Consider the following 22,187-nt stretch of genomic DNA (forward strand, 5'->3'; position numbering starts at 1 on the left):
GGCGTAACACGTGGCCCGCGTCGTTTGCGGGCCACCCCGCCTGATCTTTGTCTGGCTTTATCAATCTGATGTCCACTCCCAACCTATCCTTGGCCGTTGCCCCGCCCGTGCTGACTGTTCACGGCATCGGCAAGACCTACGCCGGGCCGGTGCTCGCTGATATCTCGCTGGATCTGTACGCGGGCGAGGTGCTGGCGCTGACCGGCGAAAACGGCGCGGGCAAGAGCACCTTGTCCAAGATCGTCGGCGGTCTCGTTACGCCGACCACCGGTTCGATGACGCTTGGCGGCGCAGCTTACACGCCGGGCAGCCGCAAGGACGCCGAGGCGCTCGGCGTGCGCATGGTCATGCAGGAGTTGAACCTGCTGCCGACCCTCTCGGTGGCGGAGAACCTGTTCCTGAATCGTTTGCCGCAGCGCGGCATGTTCGGCTGGATCGATCGCGCCAAATTGCGCGAGGACGCGCGGCATGCCATGGCGCAAGTCGGGCTCGACGCGATCCACCCTGACACGCTGGTGGGTACGCTGGGCATCGGGCATCAGCAAATGGTCGAGATCGCGCGCAATCTGATCGGCGATTGCCGCGTGCTGATCCTCGACGAACCCACGGCGATGTTGACCGCCCGCGAGGTGGACCTGCTGTTCGAGCAGGTCGAACGGCTCAAAGCGCGGGGCGTGGCGCTGGTGTACATCTCGCACAGACTGGAAGAATTGAAGCGTATCGCGCGGCGCGCTGCCGTGCTGCGCGACGGGCGGCTCGTGCATGTCGACGAGATGGCGAACCTCTCGGCCGACCGTCTGGTTACGCTGATGGTTGGGCGTGATATCGGCGAACGGATCGACCTCGGCGAGCGGCGCATTGGCGACGTGGCGCTCAAGGTCACGGGCATGACCCGCGAGCCGGTCGTGCGCGACGTGTCCTTCGAAGTGAAAGCAGGCGAGATTTTCGGCATCAGCGGTCTGATTGGCGCGGGTCGCACGGAATTGATGCGGCTCGTCTACGGGGCCGATCGCGCGGATGCCGGTACGGTGTCGATCGCGTATGGCGGTGGCCCGCTGCAGCCCGTGACGGTATCTTCGCCGTCAGACGCCGTGAAGAACGGCATCGCGTTGATTACGGAGGACCGCAAAGGCGAGGGCCTCCTGCTGACGCAACCTATCGCCGCCAATATCTCGCTTGGCCATTTGCGCTCGGTGTCGAAGAACGGCGTGGTGGACGCCCGTCGCGAGGCGGCGCTGGCGCGCAAACAGATCGACGCCATGAGCATTCGCAGCTCGGGGCCGTCGCAGCCGGTGTCGGAACTCTCCGGCGGCAACCAGCAGAAGGTGGTGATCGGCCGCTGGCTCGCGCGCGATTGCACGGCGTTGCTGTTCGACGAGCCCACACGGGGCATCGACGTCGGAGCGAAGTTCGATATCTACGCCCTGATGGGGGCGCTCGCGCGGGAAGGCCGCGCGTTGGTGGTGGTGTCGAGCGATCTGCGCGAATTGATGTCGATTTGCGACCGGATCGGGGTGATGTCGGCGGGACGGATGACGGGCATGTTCGAACGCGGAAGCTGGACCCAGGACGCGCTGCTCGCAGCGGCGTTCGCGGGTTATACGAAACGCGACGAGCTGTTGCACGATCCGATCGAACCCGACGCAAAAGCGCCCGACCCAGCGGCGCCCGATCAAAAATCTGTGGAGTATTGAAGCATGACTGCACCAACCAGCCTGCCTACCGTGCAGAACGAACCGCCCAAGGACGCGAAGCCGATCGGCACGCGCCTTGGATTCTCGAACTACCTTGGCCTGCTCGGCGCGCTGCTCGGGATGATCGTCCTGTTCTCGCTGCTGAGCTCGCACTTCCTGAGCTACGACACGTTCAGCACGATTGCGAACCAGATTCCCGATCTGGTCGTGATGTCGGTCGGCATGACCTTTGTGCTCATCATCGCCGGGATCGACCTGTCGGTCGGCTCCGTGCTGGCACTCGGCGCGGCGCTCACGAGCGTGGCGGCCTTGCAGTGGCACTGGCCGGCGCTGCCTGCCGCTTTGCTCGGCATGGCGGGGGCGGCCTTGACGGGCTGCGTGACCGGCGCGATTACCGTGGCCTGGCGGATTCCGTCGTTCATCGTGTCGCTCGGCGTGCTCGAGGCGGCCCGCGGTCTCGCGTACCAGTTGACCAACTCCCGCACGGCCTACATCGGCGATGCGTTCGATTTCCTGTCCAACCCGATTGCGTTCGGCATTTCTCCCGCGTTCCTGATTGCCATCGTCGTGATGGTCGTCGCGCAGTTGGTGCTGACCCGCACGGTCTTCGGGCGTTATCTGGTCGGCATCGGCACGAACGAGGAAGCGGTGCGCCTCGCGGGCGTCAACCCACGGCCGTACAAGATTGCCGTATTCGCGATGATGGGCTTGCTGGCCGGCCTCGCGTCCCTGTTTCAGATTTCGCGGCTCGAGGCTGCGGACCCGAATGCCGGCGCGGGCATCGAATTGCAGGTGATCGCGGCCGTCGTGATCGGCGGAACGAGCCTGATGGGCGGACGTGGCTCGGTGATCAGCACCTTCTTTGGCGTGTTGATCATCTCGGTGCTGGCCGCCGGTCTTGCCCAGATCGGCGCGACCGAGCCGACCAAACGCATCATCACGGGGGCCGTGATTGTCGTGGCCGTCGTGCTGGATACGTATAGAAGCCGACGTCGCGCCGCATAAATATTGACCATTTGTGACCGTCAGCGACCCTTCGTGGATGGTCAGCAGGAGAGTGAACGTGTCGAAAGAAGTGAAGCCGGGCCGCGTGCTCGTGGTGGGCAGCATCAATACCGACCTCGTCGCCCGTGCACCGCATTTGCCGCGGCCCGGCGAGACGATCAGCGGACAGGAGTTCTCGCAGGTTGCCGGCGGCAAGGGCGGCAACCAGGCCGTGGCGGCCGCCCGCATCGGCGCACGCGTCGCGATGGTTGGCCGCGTGGGGAAGGATGCGAACGGCGCACAGCGGGTCAAGGATCTGGAAGCTGAAGGGATCGATTGCGCGGGTGTCGAGGTCGACGCCGTGCAGCCCACCGGCGTCGCCATGGTGACGGTGTCGGACGACGGCCAGAACACGATCGTGGTGGTTGCGGGCAGTAACGGTGAAGTCACGCCTGAAGGCGTCGCGCGCCACGAAGCGGCGATCAAGGCCAGCGACGTCGTGGTCTGCCAACTGGAAACGCCTTGGGATTCTGTCCACGCAACACTCGCGCTCGCCCGGCGCCTCGGCAAGATCACCGTACTGAATCCGGCGCCGGCAACTGGCCCGCTGCCCACGGAATGGCTGCCGCTCGTCGACTACCTCGTGCCGAACGAGGTCGAGGCCGCGATACTCGCCGGCTTGCCGGTCGAATCGCAAAGCGGCGCGAGAAGGGCGGCGCTGGAGTTGCAACGCGGCGGCGCCCGCAACGTGATCGTCACGCTCGGCGCACAAGGTGCTTACCTGTTGCCGGAAGGCGGCGAAGGCATGCATTTTCCCGCGCCGCAAGTGAGGGCTGTCGATACGACCGCGGCCGGCGACACCTTTATCGGCGTCTTTGCCGCGCAACTCGCTGCCCGGCAGCCGCTGGAAGGCGCAATCAGCCTCGCGCAACGCGCGGCTTCGATTTCGGTCACGCGCGCTGGTGCACAGCCGTCGATCCCGACTCGCGCGGAAGTCGAAAGCGCAGCCTGAAACGGATGCCTGTTGTGACATGAGGCAGTCCGACCTGCAACTCTGGGTAGCTTTACGTTGAATGACCGGCACCATCTCCGGATGGTGTTCCCCTGGTTTGATCGCGATCTCTACTGGAATAAATGGACGAAACATGAAATCACAATATGTAGGCATCCTGATGATGACGCTGCTGCTCGCCGCATGCGGAGGCAGCGTGACGACCACCGACCCGCTCGCCAACGCGCCGAAGGTCATCATCGATTCGGACTTCAACACGATGGGCGACGACGGCCAGCTGTTCGCCATGACCACGCAGTTGATGGGGCAAGGCAAGGTCAACCTGCTCGGGCTGACCGTTGTGACCGGCAACGACTGGTTGCTCCAGGAAGAAGCGGATGCGCTGAAGGCGGTGGAGCGCATGGGTGTGCAGAATGTGGTGGGTGTCTACGGCGGCGCCGACTATCCATTGCAATACGATGTGGCGAGCATTCGTGCGCAGCAGGCCGCCAATCCGCAAGGCTATTTCGGCGCATGGATGCGGCCGGAACCGACCCAGCAGTCCCAGCTTGTGGCGCCGCCGGACGGCTTCGCGGCGTCGACGAAACTGCAGACGCAAAGCGCTGCGGACTTCATGATCCAGACCATCAAGCGCTATCCGAATCAGGTCACCATTCTCGAGGTCGGGCCGCCCACCAATCTCGCCACGGCCATCAAGAAGGCGCCGGAGATCGTGCCGCTGATCAAGCAGATCGTCTACATGGGCGGCGCGATGGCGGTACCGGGCAATGCGAACGCGGTGGGGGAACTCAACTGGTGGTTTGATCCGCTTGCCGTGCGTACGGTTCTTCAAACGACGATCCCTCAGGCCGTCATTCCGCTCGACGTTACGAATACGGTGCCGCTCACGCAGAGCATCTTCGATCAGATCGTCAACAACCCGAACAAGCAGACCGCGGTGACCAAGGCGTATGGGATCGTCAACGCCGGTTCGTTCGGCGACAACACCCATCTGTTCGACACGCTGACGATCGCTTATTTCACGGACCCGACCTACGCCACGCAGACGAAGAGCGCCTACCTCGATATCGACACGACTAGCGGCGAGGATCAGGGACATGTGACGGTCTACTCCGATCAACCCGCAGCGGGCGCGTCACCGAACAAGATCACGTACGTCACGCAGTTCGACAACAATCGTTTCTTCAGCCTCTACGTCGATTTGCTCACGCGTCCTGTGCCGATTACCTTGCCTTGACGAGGAAGGCCATGCGCGGCGGATTATTCGCAACGCAGGGCCAAGGTCCCGCTCAGACCCGGCCCGGATCGAGCAGGTTCGAGCTGAAATCGCAGCACTGCGCGGCGAGCCGTGCGATTTCGGCATTCAGCGAGTGCGGTTGCTCCGCGCGATGCATCGCGACGTACGAGACAGGCGGCAGCGCCGGTCGCGTCTGGATCATGCCGAGCGCGCCGCGTGTGACCATGTGGTTCAGGCACGCCTTCGGCAGATAGCTGATGCCGAGGCCCGAGAGCGTCAGTCCGATCTGCGCGATCAGACTGTTGCTCGCGAGAACTCTTTGCATGCTGACTCCGTGCTCCTGCAGGAAGCGGCTATAGATAAAGCCTGTTCCCGACAGACCGCCCTGCAGGATCAGCGGGTACTGCACAATCTCGGTTAGCGGAATGGCGGCCTGCTTCGGCGCCAGTGCCGGCGCACACATCCACGCGTTCTCCACTTCGCCGACCCGCGTCATGACGAAAGACTCGGTGCTGTGGATTTGCGGCACGACGATGATGTCGATCGTGTCGTCGGCGAGCCGGTCGCGCAGCGTCGCGTTCAAATCCACCTCGGCTTCGACCACGACCTTCGGATACGCCGCCTGGATCGCGCCGATCAGCCGGGGCAGCCACGTCAGGGCGGTCAACTCCGTCACGCCGATGCGGACCTGCCGAACCAGCGCCTCCTTTGAGCTGATCAGCTCGACGATCTGGTCGCGCCGTTCGAGCAATTCCTTGGCGTAGGCGAAGAACTCGGCGCCTTTCTCGGTCAGCCGCGCGCTGCGGTGCGCGCGGTCGAATACCGTCAGGTCGAAGGCGCGTTCGAGTTCCTGAATCCGCTTCGAAACGGCCGACTGCGTGGTGTTGAGGCGGCTCGAAGCGGCCTCGAACGAACCCAGTTGCACGATCCAGTAGAGCGCTTCCATCTGCTTGAACGTCAGCATCGCGCCGGCCTTTACATGAAATAAAGCGATAGTTTCTCATACAAAAAAATCGCTTTTTTTACTTATTTCGGCTGCTTAAGGTTCCTCCATCGCCCCGTCCCCAATCTGGAGAGAGCATGGATACCGTCGTCGAAAGCCCGCCTGTCAATCATATCGAGCGCAAACCGCGTGTCGGACTCGCATGGCAGATCCTGATCGGTCTCGTCATCGGTGTCGCCACGGGACTCGTGTTGAACCACTTTCCGGAAATGCGGGACGCGACCATTTCGGGGCTGTTGCAGCCCGCCGGCGACATCTTCATCAAGCTGATCAAGATGATCGTGGTGCCGATCGTCTTCACGAGCATGGTGGTCGGGATCGCCGGTGTCGGCGATGGCAAATCGTTCGGGCGCATCGGCCTGAAGACACTTGTGTATTTCGAGGTGATCACGACGATCGCGATCCTGCTCGGGCTCATTCTCGGCAACGTGCTGCAGCCGGGCGTCGGCACCGACATGTCGCAGCTCGGCCATGCCGACATTTCCCGTTATCAGCAGGCAACGCAGCAGGTGCAGGGTCATCATGGCCTGATGACGCTCGTGCTTGGCGTAATTCCGGACAATATCCTCGCTTCGATGGCCAAAGGCGACCTGCTGCCGGTGATCTTCTTCTCGGTATTATTCGGCCTCGGTCTGCAATCGGTCCCGGAAGAATTCCGTAAGCCGGTAATCGCCATGCTCAAGGGCGTCGCGGAAGCCATGTTCAAGGTGACGAACATGGTGATGCATTACGCGCCGATCGGCGTGTGCGCGCTGATCGCGGTGACCGTGGCGAGTTTCGGCTTCGGTTCATTGTTGCCGTTGCTCAAGCTGGTGGCCGTCACGTATCTCGCGATCGTGCTGTTTGTGCTTGTCGTGCTCGGCATCACCGCCCGGCTGTTCGGCTTTCGTATCTTCACGTTGCTGCGGGTTATCAAGGACGAACTGATCATCGCGTTCTCGACCTGCAGCTCGGCAACCGTGCTGCCGCAGTTGATGAAGAAGATGGAGGACTACGGTGTGCCGAAGAGCATCACGACCTTCGTCGTGCCGACCGGCTACACGTTCAATCTGGACGGTGCATCGATCTATCTCGGCATCGGCACGCTGTTCGTCGCGCAGTTGTATGGCATTCATCTGGGCTGGCAGGAACAGATGGTTCTAGTGTTGACGATGGTCGTGACGTCCAAGGGCGCAGCCGGCGTGCCGGGCTTCATGTTCGTGATTCTTCTCGCGACGCTTGCGAGCGCGGGGCTGCCGCTCGAAGGACTCGCGTTCATCGCCGGCGTGGACCGCGTGATGGATATGGGACGTACCGCGCTGAACGTGGTGGGCAACGCGCTTGCGCCGCTCGTCATCGCCAAATGGGAGCGCCAGTACGACGCGGAGAAGGGCAAAGCGTATCTCGCGTCGCTTGACGCATGAGCGCGCACGGTTCGTAGCACGAAAATCATTGAGCAGAAAGATCAGGAGCATCCAGATGAGCAGTAATCAAGGCGAGTTCTTCTCCGAGTCGTTGATGCAGGAGATCAAGGCGCGTTTCCACCATGTCGACCACGACATCGACGGGAGCGAGCGACTCTTCTTCGACAACGCGGGTGGCTCGTTCCGCCTCAAGTCGGCCGTCGACGCGTTCGCGCGAATCGATGCGCTGCCCGATTGCCCGGAGCGCATTCACGCGCGCGCCCGCCATCTTCAGGACGTTCAGGCGCGCGGCGAGGCGGACATCCGCACGATCCTCAACGCGAAGGACGGCAGCATCTACCCATCGTTGACCGCGTCGGGTGCGATGTTCGACATGGTGCGCGCGATCATGGAGAACGTGCCGGGCACCAACGCCGTCACGACGATCCTCGAACATCCTTCTTCTTTCGATGCGATGACGTACTACGCGCAACGCACGGGCAAGTCGTTGCGTGTCGCGCCCAGCAATCCGGAGACGGGCGGGGTAGACGTGGATGCGATTCTGTCGTTGATCGACGCGGACACGGCGCTGCTCAGCGTGATGTACGCGTCGAATATTTCCGGCGCCAAGTTCGACATTGCGGCACTCGTCGAGCGGGCGCGCGAAAAGAAGCCCGGACTCTTCATCGTCGTGGATGCGGTCCAGCACGCGCCGCACGGTGTCATCGACCTGCAGAAGACGCCGGTCGACGGCATCAATTTCGCGCCCTACAAGTTTTTTGGTTGCCGCGGCTCCGGCATTTCGTGGCTGTCGCCGCGTGCGGCCGCTCTGCCGCATCATCGCCTCGATGCAAAGCAGGAAGGCGTTTGGGAACTCGGCAGTCCGGCGCCCGCGCAGTTCGCGGTCGTGACCGAGATCGTCGAGTACGTGACGTGGATCGGTGGCCAGTTCAGCGATGCCGATACGCGCCGCGAGCTTTTCGTGGAGGGGATGAAGCGCATCGAGTTGCATGAGCGCGCGCTACTGGCGGCGCTGCTCGACGGCCAGGGTAGGCGGCGCGGTTTGCGACGACTCGATGGCGTGGAGGTGTTCTGGGATCATGCCGATCTCACGAAGCGCGACCTGATCCTGGGTATCGGCTTCGCGAATCTGAACCCGACCGATGCAGTGCGCGAGTACGAGAAGCGCGGCGTGATCGTCTACGAGCGGATCGCCTCGAGTCTGTACTCTGGCCGTATGCTGAAGTCGTTCAATCTGGCGGGCGCGGTGCGAATTTCGCCGCTGCACTGTCATGCACCCAGCGACGTCGAACGCTTTCTTTCTATTACAGAAGCGCTGACGACACTGTAAGGCGCGGGGCCGGGCCGCGTGCATCGCACCGGGGACGAACCCCGCCACGAAGACCTATCCCTTACGTAGTCTCACGACCTGCCAAACGTTTGCGCTATTTGCACGATTATGTCTGACGATTGAGAGGGTTAAAGATTTGCGTTTTGCATGTCGTTATCCAGTCAAATAAGTCAGGACCATCGCACCTACCCGTGCCTCATGAAGACGCGGGATGTGCGAGGCAATAGCTCTACGGGGGATTGAATTTTGAATCAGCAACGATCGCCATGGTCGCGCGCAGCGGCTCCGGGCGAAGTCATCTATTCCGAAGGCTTCGCAGGCGACGCCGTCATCTACGTGATCGCAGACGGCAAAGTCGAAATCTCCACTCAGTGCGACGAAAAGAAGGTCATTCTCGCCACGCTCGGCAAGGGCGAGTTTTTTGGCGAGGCCTCGTTGTTGCCGGCCGAACCACGCGCGCACACTGCGAAAGCCATCAGCTTCTGTCAATTGACGGTCATCGCGGCAAACGTAGTGGAAGAGGAACTCGAGCGCGTATCGCCGCTGCTGCGCCATATCGTGCGCACCATGATTCGACGCGTGAAGAAGAAGGACGATGTCCTCGCCACCAACACGCATGCCGATTTTCTGCCAGGGGTTCTTTCGTACGCGCATGTTCTGTCGCTGATGGCGGGTATTGAGAGCGCAGACCGGGTGGATGGACGCGCGCGTCGCGGTCAGGGGGAGGAGTGTTCGGTGCCGCTGCCCGAAGTCATCAAGAAGTGTCATGCGATTGCCGGTCATTCCCGTCCGCATGTGATGGCCATGCTCAGGCGCATGGAAAAACTCAACCTCGTCACGCTCGAACCAGGCCGCTCCGATCGCGTGAGCACCCTGTCGGCGCGCTATTCGGCGCAGGACGGCGCAGCCGGCCGGCAGCTCGTGACCTTCGATCCTGTACGGATCACGGAACGGGCCCAGCAGGTGGCGGACCACGATCTCGACGTGTCGATCAACAGCGAATTGGAACTGATCGAACTGGCCGACCTTGAAGCCCTGATCGGCGTCGACAAGAATCTGATTCTCAACAAGCTCTCGCATGCGGAAATCGCCGAAGACATCTTCGCGTTCCGCAAGACCAAGGTGTTGAATTACGTCGAGGAAAAGGGCATCACGTATTTTTCCCGGCGTGCTCCCCGTGGTGCAAGCGAGCTGAAGTCGCTGGCCGATCTGGAGTTCGTCGACCAGCGAACCTTGTTCGAAGCCATCAGCGCTTTCGACACCTATGACCTCGCGAAACTGCTTTCCGCCGTGACCGGCGAGCCGATTTCCGATCGCCTGTTCTCGGTGATGACCGAGGCGCGCAAGAAGGAGGTGTCGTGGGTCATGCGTCGTGAGATCAAGATCGATCCGCTCGAGATCGCGGAAATCGAGGAACGCTTCATCGAGACCGTGCGCGCGATCAAATCGCCGGCTGCCGCGCCGCTTTCCAACGTGGATGCCTGACGCCTGGTGGTCGGACCACGGACGCTTTCAGGTCCGGTCCGATCATTGGAGCAGCCGTTCGAGAGGATGTATGGATCTTTTGACGCTATTTGGCGCCCTGTTCGGCGTGACGGCTATCGTGGCCGGATTTTCGCTCGAGGGTGGTCACTTCACCTCGCTGTTTCAGTTGGAGGCGTTCGTCATCGTATTGGGCGGCACCTTCGGCGCGGTGATGATCCAGAACACGTGGGCGAGGTTTTATGACGGCATGAAGCAACTGCGGCTCGCGTTCGTGAAAGCGCGGCAGGTCGACCGGCAAAGCTTGTCGGTCCTGCTCGAGTGGGGCGATCAGGCGAAGCTGAACGGCATGCTCGTGTTCGAGTCGATCGAGGCGGCCGGGATTAACCCGTTTGCCAAACGAGGCCTGGAGCTTCTGGCCAACGGGGTGTCGACGGCGGTGCTCGAAGACGCCTTGCAACGGGAACTGGATGCCTATGAGCGCAACCATATGGCGGCCGCGCAGATATGGCAGCAGGCTGGCGGTTATGCGCCGACGTTCGGCATTCTGGGGGCGGTGCTCGGTTTGATTCAGGTCACGGGCCATATGCTCGAGCCGGCACAACTCGGGCAAGGTATTGCGGTCGCATTTGTTGCGACGCTGTACGGTCTCGCGTTGGCGAATCTGGTTTTTCTGCCCCTGTACGGAAAGATCAGGGCACAGGTGGATAGCGAATTGCGGTTCAGACGTTTGTACCTCGATGGCTTGCTCGCGATTTCGCGCAAGGAGTCGCCCCATACGATCGAAACCCGGCTCGCGGGCGACGTCCGCGAACGATCGGCTGAGTTGCTGGGATAACCTGGGGTTGCCCTGGGATAACTCGGGATAACTCGCTCGGGATAGCCGGCCTCGACCGGTTGGCGATAGCGCGCGAGGCGCTCATTCAAACGCAATTCGGAAGCAGACGTTTCGAGCATGACGATCTCCTCGGGTAACAAGCGCCTTGCGGCGGACAAGACGGGCTACCACCGCGACGATGACGACGGCGATGGCGAGGCGCAGTCCGGGCGCTGGTTGATTTCCTACGCGGACCTCATCACCACGCTGATGGTGCTGTTCCTCGCGCTTTACGCGCTGCAGTTGGCGAAAAACCGGGAGCTCGAAGTCAGGATGCTCGAGCACCGCGAGGTGAAAACGGAGGCGGCCACCGGCAGTACCCACGGGCAGGTCGACGTGCCCGGCGCGCCGGAAGCCGCGAGACGGCAGCTTCTTTCGTTGCTGGCGCCGCTTCAGGACAATCGGCAGATCACGATTTCGAATGCCTCCCAAGGCGTGGAAATCGCCATCAACGCGAAAATTCTCTTCAACTCGGGCGACGCGCGCTTGTTGCCGGAGTCGTTCGATGTTCTGGATCAGATCGCGGGGGTGCTGCGCTATCGCTCGAAGAACAACATCCTCGTCGAGGGGCACACGGACAATGTGCCGATATCGACAGCGAAATATGAATCCAACTGGGAGCTGTCGTCGGCACGGGCCGGCGCCGTGGTTCGATTCTTCGCCGACAAGGGCATCGAACCTCACAGAATGGCCGCCATCGGCAGGGCGGACAACTTCCCCCTGATCATCGGCGACGATGCCGCAGCGCGCGCAGCGAATCGGCGCGTCACCATCCTCGTGGAATATTGAGTGGCAAACGGCGCTTGCACGCCGAAGAGCAGGCTGCGAAGATCGCATTAAAGCGGCTCTTTTCGCTGATGCTTTTCATTTTCCCGACGCTTCTGGCCGTGCCGGTCGGCCCGTCAGCGATCCAGGTCGCGCGGCCATTGCTCCCGACCATGACCGCCATGTCGGGTGGTTAAGCGATCGGGCGAACGGCATTTACCGGGGAATTCCATGTTTGCGTCGGGCCCGTTTCCTGAACTGCTGAACCACGGGCGGCACTGGCTGGGCGGCTTCGCGCTCGCCCTGGTGATGATGGGCGTGGGCGCGGCGCTGGCCGGCCGAGTTGCTGCAGTCGCGCGCCGGGATGCGCTTTAACGTCGTCTACGCGGCGCTGTATATGGCATTCGCGGAAGCCATGCGGCCGCTCATGGCGATGGTCAGCGTCGCGCTCGTCAATGCGCTCGGTGGCGGCTGGGTCGTGCTGGCTTCGCGGGGGTGGGGCGCGTTGGCTTCCATCGTGGTCGTGCTGTCGACGTTCGATCTGCTGGAATATGCGTTTCACCGCTTGCAGCATGCATGGCCCGTGCTGTGGAAGCTGCACTCGCTGCACCACAGTGCTGCCGAGTTCAATATCACGGTGACGTTCCGGCATCACTGGTTCGAGGTGCTCCTCAAGGGCTGCCTGCTCTATCCGGTGGTCGGCGTGCTGTTCAAGGTCGAGCCGTGGATCGTTGGCGTCACGACGGTCATTTTCATGTTCGGCAATTACTTCGCGCACATGAACCTGCGCGTCGACCTGGGCCGCTTCACGACGTGGGTCAACAATCCGCAATACCACCGCCTGCATCACTCGAACCGCACCGAGCATTTCGACCACAACTTCACGCAACTGCTGCCGCTGTGGGACCACCTGTTCGGCACGCTCTGGGTGCCCTCGAAGCACGAATGGCCGGCCACCGGTCTGCACGACGGCGTGCAACCGCGTTCGCTGCTGGGTGCGCTGAGCTGGCCGCTGCGCTCGCAAGCCGGGCGTGTTCTAACCAACGCTCGCGCCACGCACCGCTTTGCCACCCGTCAAACAGACGATCATGGTGGCCACGACGAGCACGCATAGCGCCACGCGCAAGCCGAGCAAACCCGCACCGAGTCCGATCAACGGCGGACCGACCAGGAAGCCGGCATAACCCGCCGTGGCCGCCATCGAAACACCGACAGCCGGCGTAACAGTCGAGCGGCCCGCCGCGCTGAAAATCACCGGGACGATATTCGCGAGGCCGACGCCGACCATGGCAAAGCCCACGCAAGCCGTGAGCACGGTCGGCAGGCTCAGCACCAGCGCGAGTCCGGCCGCCGCAAGCAGACCGCCGAAGCCGATCACCTTGCTCGAACCGAAGCGCCGCACGGACACGTCGCCGACGATGCGGCAAGCCGCCATCGAGAACGCAAATGCGGAGTAGCCGACCGCCGCGACGCTGGCCGCTTCGCTCAAGGTAGCGCGCAAATACACCGCGCTCCAGTCGGCCACCGCGCCTTCCACCATCATGCAAAGGAACGCGAGCAGGGCAAGTTTCATCACTTTGGCGTTGGGCAACGCGAAGCCGCTGGAGGACGCGGCCACGCGCGGACCGAGATCGCGCAACGCGAGCACCGCGGCGGCGGCCATGAGGACGGCGATGAACACGTCCGGCAGCACGAGACCGCCGATCACGCCGACGCCGCCTTTCTGGAGCATGGCGCCCGTCGCCGCGCCGAGCAGGCCGCCCGCACTCCACGCCGCATGAAACGAGGACATGATGGGCGACTTCCATTGCGTTTCGATCGTGCTGGCGTGGCCGTTCATCGAGACGTCGAGCGCGCCGTTCGCCGCACCGAGCGCGAGGAGCACGATGCACAGCGTCGCCAGGTTCGGCGCGAAGGCGGGGAGCGGCAGCGCCACGACAAACGCCGCGCCGAGCAGCGCGGTGGCCCGGCCGCTGCCGAAGCGCGGCGCCAACTGTCCGGCCAGCGGCATCGCGATGATGGCCCCCAGCGCAAAGGCGAATAACGCGATCCCCAATGAAGTGTCGCTGAGTGACAGGCTTTCCTTGATGCGCGGCACTTCGACTGCCCAGGCGCCGATCCCGAATCCGTTGGCGAGAAACACGCCGAGGGTGGCCACCCGCTCCTTGAGCGGTTTCATGAGCGGTGTGCTGACCGGATTAGCGAGTACTTTCATGAGCGCGCCACCATCACGTTGTCGCACACCGCGGCGAGTTGGGTGCGCCGCTCGGCCGTCACATCCGCTTCGACGAACAGGTAGTCCACGGCGCGCGCCTGCGCAACGGAAAACGGCGCAGCGGTCATCAGCTTTTCCGACGTCATGGCGATGGCGACCTGGCTGCTTGCCTGCACCATCGCCCGTTTGAGTTCGGCCTCTTCAGAGTCGAATGCGGCGACTCCTTCGTCTGGATCGAACGCGCATGCACCCAGAAAGCAAAGGTCGGCCTTGATCTGCTGGATCTGCAGCAAGGCGGTGGCGCCGGTCGCGCCGGCTGCATGCTGAGCGATGCGCCCGCCGATGAGAATGATGTCGAAGCCCGGCCGGTTCAGGAGGCGCGCGCAAGCCTCAGGCGAGTTCGTCACGACGGTTAGATCCGCGTTGTCCGGAAGCGCTGCGGCAATCGCGACGTTGGTCGATCCGGTGTCCAGCAAAATGATTTGTTTGGGCCGGACGATGGACGCAGCGGCGACGGCGAGACAGGCCTTGCGATCCAAGGCTTCGTGCATACGGACCGAGGCGTCTACGCCGGCAGGCGAGATCAGCAGGGCGCCGCCGTACACGCGCTTGCAATGACCCTGATCGGCCAGCTCGCGCAAGTGACGGCGGACCGTATGTTCGGATGTTTGGAGTTCGGCAGCGAGTTCGGATGCCAATACGCGGCCCTGCGCCCGCAGCCGTTCCAGAATCAGCCGCTCCCGTTCCTCGGGCAGAAGCCCGTCCATTGCGTCCTGTCGCGTTCGTTGCATGACTTCACCTTGCTCGATTGCCAAACGATCATAATCGATCATAATTTAACGTAAACGAGCAGAGCGAGCAACGGTGCAATCGAAATTCTTCTGAATGGACGGTTCGGCAGGTCGTTAAGGCGCTGGCTGGGCGGTCTGCGTACCGGGCTGGAGGCCTGTAATCGCCGAGGCCTCGATCCACGCGCGCCATTGCGACGTGAAATTGAATTCGGCATCGATTGCAAATGCCGAGTCGAGCGCTTCATTGAGCGTCGCTCCGCGTTGCAACGCATCGAAGGCCGCATGTGCGGCGGCGCTTTGAACGAGTATCTGCGGCCGCCATTGCGGTCGCACAACCAGTGCGTAGGTCGGTGACTCGAGATCTGCCGGAAAGGAGCCACCCGGCTGGTGCGCAGTCCAGATCTCGGCGATCGCATAGCGCGACGAGATGAGCGCGCAGGCGGGATGCACGGCCAGTTTCGCTTCGAGCAAATCTTTGGGACGGATGGCGGCCCATTCCGCTTGCGTAAGCACGTTGGCGTCCGCGGCAAAGTAGGCCAGATGCAGCGACCATTCGAGACGCGCGAGGTTGGCGAAATAACGGAAACGGGGGGCCTGTTCGTAGGTTTCGATGAAAGCCGGTAGCGCTGCGCCGAAGCGATTGAGGTCGCCGCTCTGTGACGGATGTGCTTGCGCGTAGGCCACTGACAGTGCATCGAAGTAGTCTTCGCCGACTAGCGCCAACAAGACGGGATAGGCGCTCGCGAGTGCAGTCCGCCGATTAGCGCGAATGCTGCTCCGATAGAGGTCGACGCGCTGGCGCAGATTGTCCGCGAGTTCGGCGCCATTGCCGTTGCCGTTGCAGCGTGGTGTTTGTTCAGCGACGCATGCAGGGCTGTCGGCGCGACCTTGCGCGTGATCGACTCCGCGTCCCGTGTATTGCAGTTGCGAAAGCACAGGTCGCTGTTCGCCCTCCAGCGATTCGGCAAACATGCGCTGCAGTGATTCAAGCGGCGTGCGCATCGCCGGCGTCGTGTTGAGTCGAAGGGGTGAGGGCCGATCGCCTGGCGTGAACGGTGTTCTGAATATCACGGGCGCGGCCAGCTTCGTCGAGCAAGACGCTCAACGCCGGTATATCGGTATCCCACTCGATCAGCGCCGGTATCGTGCCGAACCGCTGCAGTGCGTATTCATAGAGTGCCCAGACTTCGTTGGTGACACGCGAGCCGTGATCGTCGACGACGGCGACGTCCGTCACGCGATGACCGGCAAGATGAATCTCGCCAATCGTGCCGATCGCGAGCGCGTTCATGGCCGCGACGGCGTCCTCTCCATGATTGCATTGGTTCACGTACAGGTTGTTCACGTCGAGCAATACGCCGCAACCCGTGCGTGACGCGAGTTCGGCAAGGAATGCCGTCTCGCTGTACTGGTCGTCGCGGAATCGAACGTAGGTGGAGACGTTTTCCAGCAAAACCGGCCACCCGAGCGCGTCCTGCAATTCGCTGACACGCGAAGCGAGCAGCGCGAGCGCCGCCTCAGTCAAGGGCATCGGCAAAAGATCGTTCAGATGGCCGGCCGATGTCGCGCCCCAGCAAAGATGTTCGGAGACAACTGCCGGCTCGATCCGCTCGATCAGACGTTTGAGCTTCGCAACGTGTACTGCGTCGAGTGGCTTCGCCGAGCCAAGGCCGAGACCGACCCCGTGCAAACTGATGGGCAGGTCGCGTCGCACGGTGTCGAGCACGTGCAGGTCGAAGCCGCCGTCGCCGAAATAGTTTTCACTGTGTACCTCGACCCAGTCGACCGCCGGCGTAGCACTGAGGAAGTCGCGGTAATGGGCATGGCGCAACCCGATACCGATGCCGGGCGGCGCGCAGGCAGAAGGGACGAGGGGATGCATCATAGGCCTCGACTGGCACAGGATCGCCGCATTGGCATCAGGAATGCTGTTCGTCGATCTTGCCGGCCATCTTCTTGCAGGTTCCTTTCGGCACGGTCTTAAAGTCGCCTTTGTCGTTGTCGACCTTGGCCTCACCGGCACAGCCGTGCACACCGGTCTTGCTCGCGCAGTCGTTCTGACCGGCCTTGGCGATGCCAAAACACTGAACCTTCTCGTCAGCATGCGCTGCGCTGACGCCGGTGGCCGCGAGTCCTGCGAGGGCCGCGGCGATCAATGCCGGCCGGCTAAGTTTCGAGTTCAATTTGCTTCTCCTGAGTAAGCGGCGGTGGATCGCACGCCGCACCATTGCAACCGCCGCTCCGGCATGGGCTGTTTCGGGGTCGATGCGGTGCGCCTGATTTGCAGCGCCGGGGCCATGTGTAAGGCGATTTTAAGCTTGCCGCACTGATTATCCGGCATGTTACTGGCTCATCGTACTCGCGCTTTTTACGGCACAGGCGGCGGTGACTTTCTCGCCGTCGCTGAACGAGAACGTCAGCGGGATCGTCGTGCCGATCTTGAGCGGCTGTTTCGGATGCTCCAGCATCACGTGATAGTTGCCCGGTGCAAAGACGAGCGAGCCGTGCGCGGGCACCGCTACCTGTTCGACCATCGCCATCGAAGACGTGCTGCCCTGACTTTGCGTCTGATGCAGCATGGCCATGCCGAAAGCTTCAGTGCTGATACCGACGAGATTGACCAGTTGATCACCCGTATTACTGGCCTTGAAATAGCCACCCGATGGCAGGTCACCCGGCAGCGCTCGGATCCAGCAGTCCGATACGCTTGCGGTTGCAACTGTGCCGGCAAAGGCCTGAATGGATGATCCGCACAGCAACGCGGCGAGTAAAAGTTTGCGTGATGTCTTCATGATGTGCTCCTTGTTTTTAACGGCGGAAATGAAGCGTTAAGCAGGTTGCCGCGTCGCGCGGCCAAAAATCGTGCGATCGGCGAGCCACACCGCGAGCAGCGTGGCGCCCATCAATGGGAAGACGATGCCGAGCAGAACGAGGCCGGTTTTCCAGCTACGCATCGGTGGCGCGGCGCGCTCGCGCGAGGGTGCGCCGAGCGAGCGTTGCGGCCGACGTTTCCACCACATCACGCAGCCGGTCACGGCCATTCCCGCGAGCCCAAGCGAAATCGCGGCACAGAGAATCTGATTGGCGACGCCGAAATAGCGGCCCATATGCAACGACGTGCCGTACGACACGGCCTTCGACACCGCGCCGTAGTCGCCGTAGCGGATGTCTTTCAGCACCGTGCCGCTGTATTGGTCGATGTACAGCGTGCGCTCGTCTTTCGGATCGGCGGGAAAGTACGAGACGGTGTAGACGCCTGCAGCGGATGCAGGCAGCACGATGTCGTAACCGCCCGGGACGCCGAGCGATGCGACGAGAGCAACGATGCGTCCGAGCGGCAGCGCTTGCGCCGCGTGTGCATCGGCGGATTGCGGCACCGGCGTGTTGCCGATGGCCCATGGCGTGAGCGGCAACGGCAGATCGTCCATCACCATGCCCGGCATCGAGTCCATGTTCGCTTCGTGCGCGCCGTGTTCATTGCTTGATGCGTGGGCTCCGTTCGCTCCGTGAGCCGTGTGCGTTTCAGCGCGTGTATCGGTAACACCCGCATGCTCACCGGCGCTCATCCCCGGCATCGCGGAACGCAACGGCAAGCCGCCCCACGAACCCGGCGGCGCGCCAAGATTGGCGGCGCTCGCGAGCGCCTTGAACTGCTTACCCCACGAGCCTGTCCACGGCAGACCGCTCAGCACGAAGATGAGCGCGCCGAGCGCGAGCCAGACACCCATCACGGCATGAAGATTCTTCCAAAGCGCGCGTCCTTGCAGCGAGAAACGCGGCACCAGCGCCGCGCGTGCGGTGGTCTTCTCGCGCGGCCACCAAAGTGCGATGCCGGTGCCGATCATCACCAGCGTCCAGCACGCGGCCAACTCCATCAGCAACTCGCCTGGTTTGCCGAGCAGCAGCTTACGGTGAAGCATGCGGTCCACCTGCATGAAGCGACGCTCGACGCTCAGCGTGCCCAATACTTCGCCGCTGTATGGGTTCAGATAGACGCTCTGTTTTTCGCCATCGGCTAGGCGAAAGATGAACTCCGTGCTGCGGTCCGACGCGCTCGCGATAGGCGCCGTCACCGCGCGCGCATCGGCCGGCATCGCCGCGCGGGCTTTGGCAAGCAATGCGTCTTCAGTCAGCCTGGGTGTGGATTGCGGTTCGACGATCAGGCGGTGCGGGTAAAGCAGCGGCTCGATTTGTGGCTGGAAGCAATATAGCGTGCCGGTGATCGCAAGCACCACCAGAAACGGCATCACAAAGAGACCCGCGTAAAAGTGCCAGCGCCAGAGCGTCCGATAGCCGGCGTTCGCGGCGCCAGTTGCCGAGGTCGCGCGTTGAGCGATGATGGTGGACATTCAATCCTCCTGAAGCAAAAAATGGGTCGATCGGTTTGCGCAGCGATGCATGCGCTGGTTTGCAACTCGCGAGCGCAAACCGCGCATGCCAATCGCGTGTTCACATACGCAACTTTGCTTCGACGTAGAACGTGCGGCCCGGATACGGGTGATAGACGAAATAGCGCGCGTCAAACAGGTTGTCGACGCCGATGCCGACTTCACTCAGCCTGGTCGGCTTGAACGTGAACTTCGCGTCCGCCACCGTGTACGAACTGGTGCCGCCGAATACATCGGGATTCGTGTCGGTATTGGTGAGCGTGTTGTATTCGCGGCCGGAGTAGCGCGCGGCGAGCGTGAGCGCCGCACGTTCGTCGATGTGATACGTCGCCGCGAGATTCGCGCGCCACAGCGGAATCCGATAGAAGTACTTGCCGACGGTCGCCGGGTTCTGCGCATTGGCGATGATCTTCGACTGCGTGTACGCCACGCTCGCCAGCAGATCGAGACCGCGCACGAATACATCCTGTCCTGAGTAGCTGGTTTCGACGCCACGCGAGCGCACCTTGCCGATGTTCTGGAAATTCGTCACGTTCGGAATCACGGTCGTATCGGTCTGACTGAAGATCGTGTTCTTCACGTCGTCCTGAAACAGCGAGAAACGGAACACGCCATTCCAGTGAGCCCATTCAGCGGTCAACTCCTTCGAGAGATCGTCTTCGGGCTTCAGATTCGGATTGTTGTTGATGATCGAGGAGCCGTTGATCTGCCCCTGGAACATCTCGCCCACCGTCGGAAACCGATAGGCGCGGCCAATGGAAGCGCGCAAGCTCAGATCGTCGGTGACATCGAACGACAACGAGGCTTTCGGCGAAAAATGATGCTGGTTCGCGTCGTTGTACGTGAAGGCTTTGCCAGGCAGCGCCTGTGAGCCGCCATAGGCTTGCCAGTCTTCGTACCGTACCCCGTAGACCAGCTTCCAGCGCGGCAGAAAGTGCCATGCATCCTGGGCGTACAGCGCCTGGGTCTGCGTCTTGCCCTTGAATGCATTGGCAAACGACGTCGCCGCGCCGTCGCGCCAGTTCAGCGTGTTGTAGCTCTCGTTGTCGAGGAAATAGTTGTCGTAGTGATAGCCGAAGCTCAGCGCGTGACTCGTCAGACCCGCTTGCGGCGTGACGGGTGTGTAGGTGGTGCGCAGATCGAGCGTTTTCCAGCCGGTACCGTCGCCAAAGATCACCGTGCCGGGGCCGTTGCCCGGTGCACCCGAATTCGCGGTGCGCGCCACGCTATTGCCGACGTCGTAGTACGAAGCGATCGCTTCGCCGTTCCAGCCGGTGGCGTTGCGGGTTTTCAGCGTGAGCCCGTATAGCCAGTTCTCGCTGTGGCCGAGACTCGGGGCGAGAGCGGCAGCCGGAATCGTGTACTCGTAGCCGCCGATCGCGACCTTGCCGCTGTATACCGGGTTGCCGTTCGCATCGCGCAGGAAACTCGACGTCGTGCTGTTATAGGTCTGGTGCCAGTAGCCGAGCGTGAAGGCGGCCTGCAGTGTCGGCGTGAAGTCGTACTGCATCTTCAGCTTGAACTGGTTCTGCACCGTGTGTTCGATTCCTTCACCGTTCACGCCGAGCACCGCGGTCGGCGTGTTGGTCTGGTTGTTGTAGAAGTAAGCGCCGGTCACCGGCGTGTCGCCGGCCTTCGCGGGCGTACTCGCATTCGCCAGCGTGGCGAATTGCAGCGGCTGGCTCGTGTTCTCAAGGTGATTCACGCCCAACCGATACGAGAACTTCCCGATCTGATCGCCGATCGACGCGCTCGCCTCGCTGCCGTTGAAATTCTGATTCACACCGAACAGGCTGAAGTGCTGGGTGAAGGCTTTGACGTCCGCGTCGGCTTCGAACTTCTTCGGCATGCGGGTGCTGACGAGTACCGTGGCGCCTAGCGAATTGCCCGGATAGAGCGCGGAAAACGGCCCGTAGATCACGTCGACCTGCTGGATCTCGTCGGGAAACACCATCGACCAGCGCGGCGGGAACGAATAACTGTTGCCCAGCAGATTGCTGAGCAGCAGACCGTCCGCGTAGACGAGGCCGCGTGCGCTCTGCGTATTGCTGGTGCCGCGTACGGCGATGATCGAGTTCAGATCGCCGATAAAGCGCTTGCGCACGGCAAGGTTCGGCATGTACTTCAACACGTCTTCGGTGTTGACGACGTTCCAGTTGTCGAACTGTTCGCGCGTCACGGTCTCGACCGAGGCCGGCAGGTCAGGGTCGACGGCGCGCGGGGCGGCGATGGCATTGCCGGTGACGCTAACAGCAGGCAGCGTGGCGTCGGCGGGCGCGCTATCCGCGTGAGCTGGGGAGGCGATAAATGCCGGCGCGAACGCCGGAATTAGCGCTGGGAAAGACGACAGCGACGACAGCGGCCGCCGGCCGGATGGAATGCGCCGAGCGCCGCGGCGGGCGCAAAAGGGCAGCCTTCGCAGAGCGAAGTTGAGCATGAACGTTTCCTTGATGCATTGAACAGGCGATCGCGCGCCCCCTCAACGGGTGCGACAAGATGCGCGATCAGGAACAACAGCGATCAGGAAACGGCGGGTGGGCCTCTTGGGCGTCCGGACGGGAACGCGCCGAGCGGCGTGAAGCGGGTGGAGAGGGCGGGCGGCACAATGCCGGCAAGCGCGAGCGCGGCCGGCGGTTCGACGGCCGCGACGCTCGGCAGGGCGACGTGATGCTGGAGCAGGTGGCAGTAGCCGCATGCGCCGAAGGCGTCGTCATGGCTGAGATGGACGGGTGCCGGGCTGGCCTGCGTGGATTGGCTCGCCAGGCTCTGATTGGCCGGCTGTAGCGCCGAACAGAGCGCCGCGAAGGGTTCGTTCGCGCGATTCGATACCAGCATCTGACTCACGACCGGCGCGAACACGACAAGCCACATGGCGATCAGGCCAAGCCATGCGGTCATGCGGTTATGGGAGCGTGGAGTCATGGTGGTGAACGTAAAGACGCGGGCGATTCTAGCACTGCCACACGGTCTTTTCTCGTGTGATTCCGTTTATAGCGTTGGATTAGA

At 62.4% G+C, this 22,187-nt stretch carries 21 protein-coding genes and 1 pseudogene; 12 read left to right on the plus strand and 10 right to left on the minus strand.

What is annotated here, in order from left to right; translation table 11 throughout:
- Nucleotides 1-68: 68 nt before the first annotated feature.
- The 4 genes from P3T25_RS24250 to P3T25_RS24265 all read left to right on the plus strand — a co-directional run bounded on the left by P3T25_RS24250 (nt 69) and on the right by P3T25_RS24265 (nt 4,927).
- A complete protein-coding gene (locus tag P3T25_RS24250) occupies nt 69-1,694 on the plus strand; it encodes a sugar ABC transporter ATP-binding protein (protein WP_429359110.1) in 1,626 nt (541 codons plus the stop codon).
- A 3-nt stretch (nt 1,695-1,697) separates the two neighbouring features.
- Nucleotides 1,698-2,699, plus strand: coding sequence for an ABC transporter permease (locus P3T25_RS24255; RefSeq protein ID WP_097396088.1), 1,002 nt, complete (start codon nt 1,698-1,700; stop codon nt 2,697-2,699).
- Nucleotides 2,700-2,736: 37 nt separating this feature from the next.
- Entirely contained in the window at nt 2,737-3,690 is a 954-nt protein-coding gene (gene rbsK / locus P3T25_RS24260) for a ribokinase (RefSeq protein WP_154558583.1), read from the plus strand.
- A gap of 133 nt (nt 3,691-3,823) precedes the next feature.
- Nucleotides 3,824-4,927, plus strand: coding sequence for a nucleoside hydrolase (locus tag P3T25_RS24265; RefSeq protein ID WP_171927377.1), 1,104 nt, complete (start codon nt 3,824-3,826; stop codon nt 4,925-4,927).
- A 52-nt stretch (nt 4,928-4,979) separates the two neighbouring features.
- On the opposite strand, the gene P3T25_RS24270 is transcribed toward P3T25_RS24265, so the two are convergent.
- Complete coding sequence (locus tag P3T25_RS24270) at nt 4,980-5,891, minus strand: LysR family transcriptional regulator (RefSeq protein WP_429359111.1); 912 nt, start codon at nt 5,889-5,891, stop codon at nt 4,980-4,982.
- Between the two features lie 116 nt (nt 5,892-6,007).
- Between P3T25_RS24270 and gltP the strand changes: the two genes are divergently transcribed.
- The 8 genes and pseudogenes from gltP to P3T25_RS24310 all read left to right on the plus strand — a co-directional run bounded on the left by gltP (nt 6,008) and on the right by P3T25_RS24310 (nt 12,901).
- The gene (gene gltP / locus P3T25_RS24275; RefSeq protein ID WP_154558488.1) at nt 6,008-7,333 is read left to right on the plus strand and encodes a glutamate/aspartate:proton symporter GltP; all 1,326 of its coding nucleotides are present in this window, start codon (nt 6,008-6,010) and stop codon (nt 7,331-7,333) included.
- 55 nt (nt 7,334-7,388) lie between these two features.
- Nucleotides 7,389-8,663: an aminotransferase class V-fold PLP-dependent enzyme gene (locus P3T25_RS24280; RefSeq protein WP_154558487.1), complete on the plus strand. Its 1,275-nt coding sequence runs from the start codon at nt 7,389-7,391 to the stop codon at nt 8,661-8,663.
- A gap of 246 nt (nt 8,664-8,909) precedes the next feature.
- On the plus strand, nt 8,910-10,148 hold the full coding sequence (locus tag P3T25_RS24285) for a Crp/Fnr family transcriptional regulator (protein ID WP_429359112.1): 1,239 nt from the start codon (nt 8,910-8,912) through the stop codon (nt 10,146-10,148).
- Nucleotides 10,149-10,218: 70 nt separating this feature from the next.
- Complete coding sequence (locus P3T25_RS24290) at nt 10,219-10,983, plus strand: flagellar motor protein (protein ID WP_429359113.1); 765 nt, start codon at nt 10,219-10,221, stop codon at nt 10,981-10,983.
- Between the two features lie 117 nt (nt 10,984-11,100).
- Complete coding sequence (locus P3T25_RS24295) at nt 11,101-11,811, plus strand: OmpA family protein (protein ID WP_429359114.1); 711 nt, start codon at nt 11,101-11,103, stop codon at nt 11,809-11,811.
- Nucleotides 11,805-11,984, plus strand: a pseudogene (locus P3T25_RS24300) (type II secretion system F family protein); the annotation flags it as partial. The gene P3T25_RS24295 and the pseudogene P3T25_RS24300, both read left to right, overlap by 7 nt.
- Nucleotides 11,985-12,018: 34 nt before the next feature.
- Complete coding sequence (locus P3T25_RS24305) at nt 12,019-12,162, plus strand: hypothetical protein (RefSeq protein ID WP_429359115.1); 144 nt, start codon at nt 12,019-12,021, stop codon at nt 12,160-12,162.
- Complete coding sequence (locus tag P3T25_RS24310) at nt 12,152-12,901, plus strand: sterol desaturase family protein (RefSeq protein ID WP_429359116.1); 750 nt, start codon at nt 12,152-12,154, stop codon at nt 12,899-12,901. The genes P3T25_RS24305 and P3T25_RS24310 overlap by 11 nt, the downstream gene beginning before the upstream one ends.
- On the opposite strand, the gene P3T25_RS24315 is transcribed toward P3T25_RS24310, so the two are convergent.
- The 9 genes from P3T25_RS24315 to P3T25_RS24355 form a co-directional block, all read right to left on the minus strand.
- Nucleotides 12,824-14,002: an MFS transporter gene (locus P3T25_RS24315; protein ID WP_429359117.1), complete on the minus strand. Its 1,179-nt coding sequence runs from the start codon at nt 14,000-14,002 to the stop codon at nt 12,824-12,826. The two genes, P3T25_RS24310 and P3T25_RS24315, sit on opposite strands and share 78 nt — an antisense overlap.
- On the minus strand, nt 13,999-14,793 hold the full coding sequence (locus P3T25_RS24320) for a DeoR/GlpR family DNA-binding transcription regulator (RefSeq protein WP_154558481.1): 795 nt from the start codon (nt 14,791-14,793) through the stop codon (nt 13,999-14,001). The genes P3T25_RS24315 and P3T25_RS24320 overlap by 4 nt, the downstream gene beginning before the upstream one ends.
- Nucleotides 14,794-14,907: 114 nt before the next feature.
- A complete protein-coding gene (locus P3T25_RS24325; RefSeq protein WP_166618146.1) occupies nt 14,908-15,795 on the minus strand; it encodes a DNA-binding domain-containing protein in 888 nt (295 codons plus the stop codon).
- Nucleotides 15,779-16,678 (minus strand): MNIO family bufferin maturase, encoded by a 900-nt coding sequence (gene bufB / locus P3T25_RS24330; RefSeq protein ID WP_429359118.1) that lies wholly within the window; start codon nt 16,676-16,678, stop codon nt 15,779-15,781. The genes P3T25_RS24325 and bufB overlap by 17 nt, the downstream gene beginning before the upstream one ends.
- A 34-nt stretch (nt 16,679-16,712) precedes the next feature.
- Nucleotides 16,713-16,976, minus strand: a complete 264-nt coding sequence (locus P3T25_RS24335; protein WP_429359119.1) for a BufA1 family periplasmic bufferin-type metallophore — start codon at nt 16,974-16,976, stop codon at nt 16,713-16,715.
- Nucleotides 16,977-17,135: 159 nt separating this feature from the next.
- Nucleotides 17,136-17,585, minus strand: a complete 450-nt coding sequence (locus P3T25_RS24340) for a copper chaperone PCu(A)C (RefSeq protein WP_429359120.1) — start codon at nt 17,583-17,585, stop codon at nt 17,136-17,138.
- A gap of 36 nt (nt 17,586-17,621) precedes the next feature.
- A complete protein-coding gene (locus P3T25_RS24345) occupies nt 17,622-19,142 on the minus strand; it encodes a PepSY-associated TM helix domain-containing protein (RefSeq protein WP_429359121.1) in 1,521 nt (506 codons plus the stop codon).
- A gap of 100 nt (nt 19,143-19,242) precedes the next feature.
- Entirely contained in the window at nt 19,243-21,618 is a 2,376-nt protein-coding gene (locus P3T25_RS24350) for a TonB-dependent receptor (RefSeq protein WP_429359122.1), read from the minus strand.
- A gap of 83 nt (nt 21,619-21,701) precedes the next feature.
- Complete coding sequence (locus P3T25_RS24355; RefSeq protein WP_429359123.1) at nt 21,702-22,103, minus strand: DUF2946 domain-containing protein; 402 nt, start codon at nt 22,101-22,103, stop codon at nt 21,702-21,704.
- Between the last annotated feature and the right edge of the window lie 84 nt (nt 22,104-22,187).

The organism is Paraburkholderia sp. GAS32, assembly GCF_050434225.1.
In the GTDB taxonomy this organism is placed as follows: domain Bacteria; phylum Pseudomonadota; class Gammaproteobacteria; order Burkholderiales; family Burkholderiaceae; genus Paraburkholderia; species Paraburkholderia madseniana.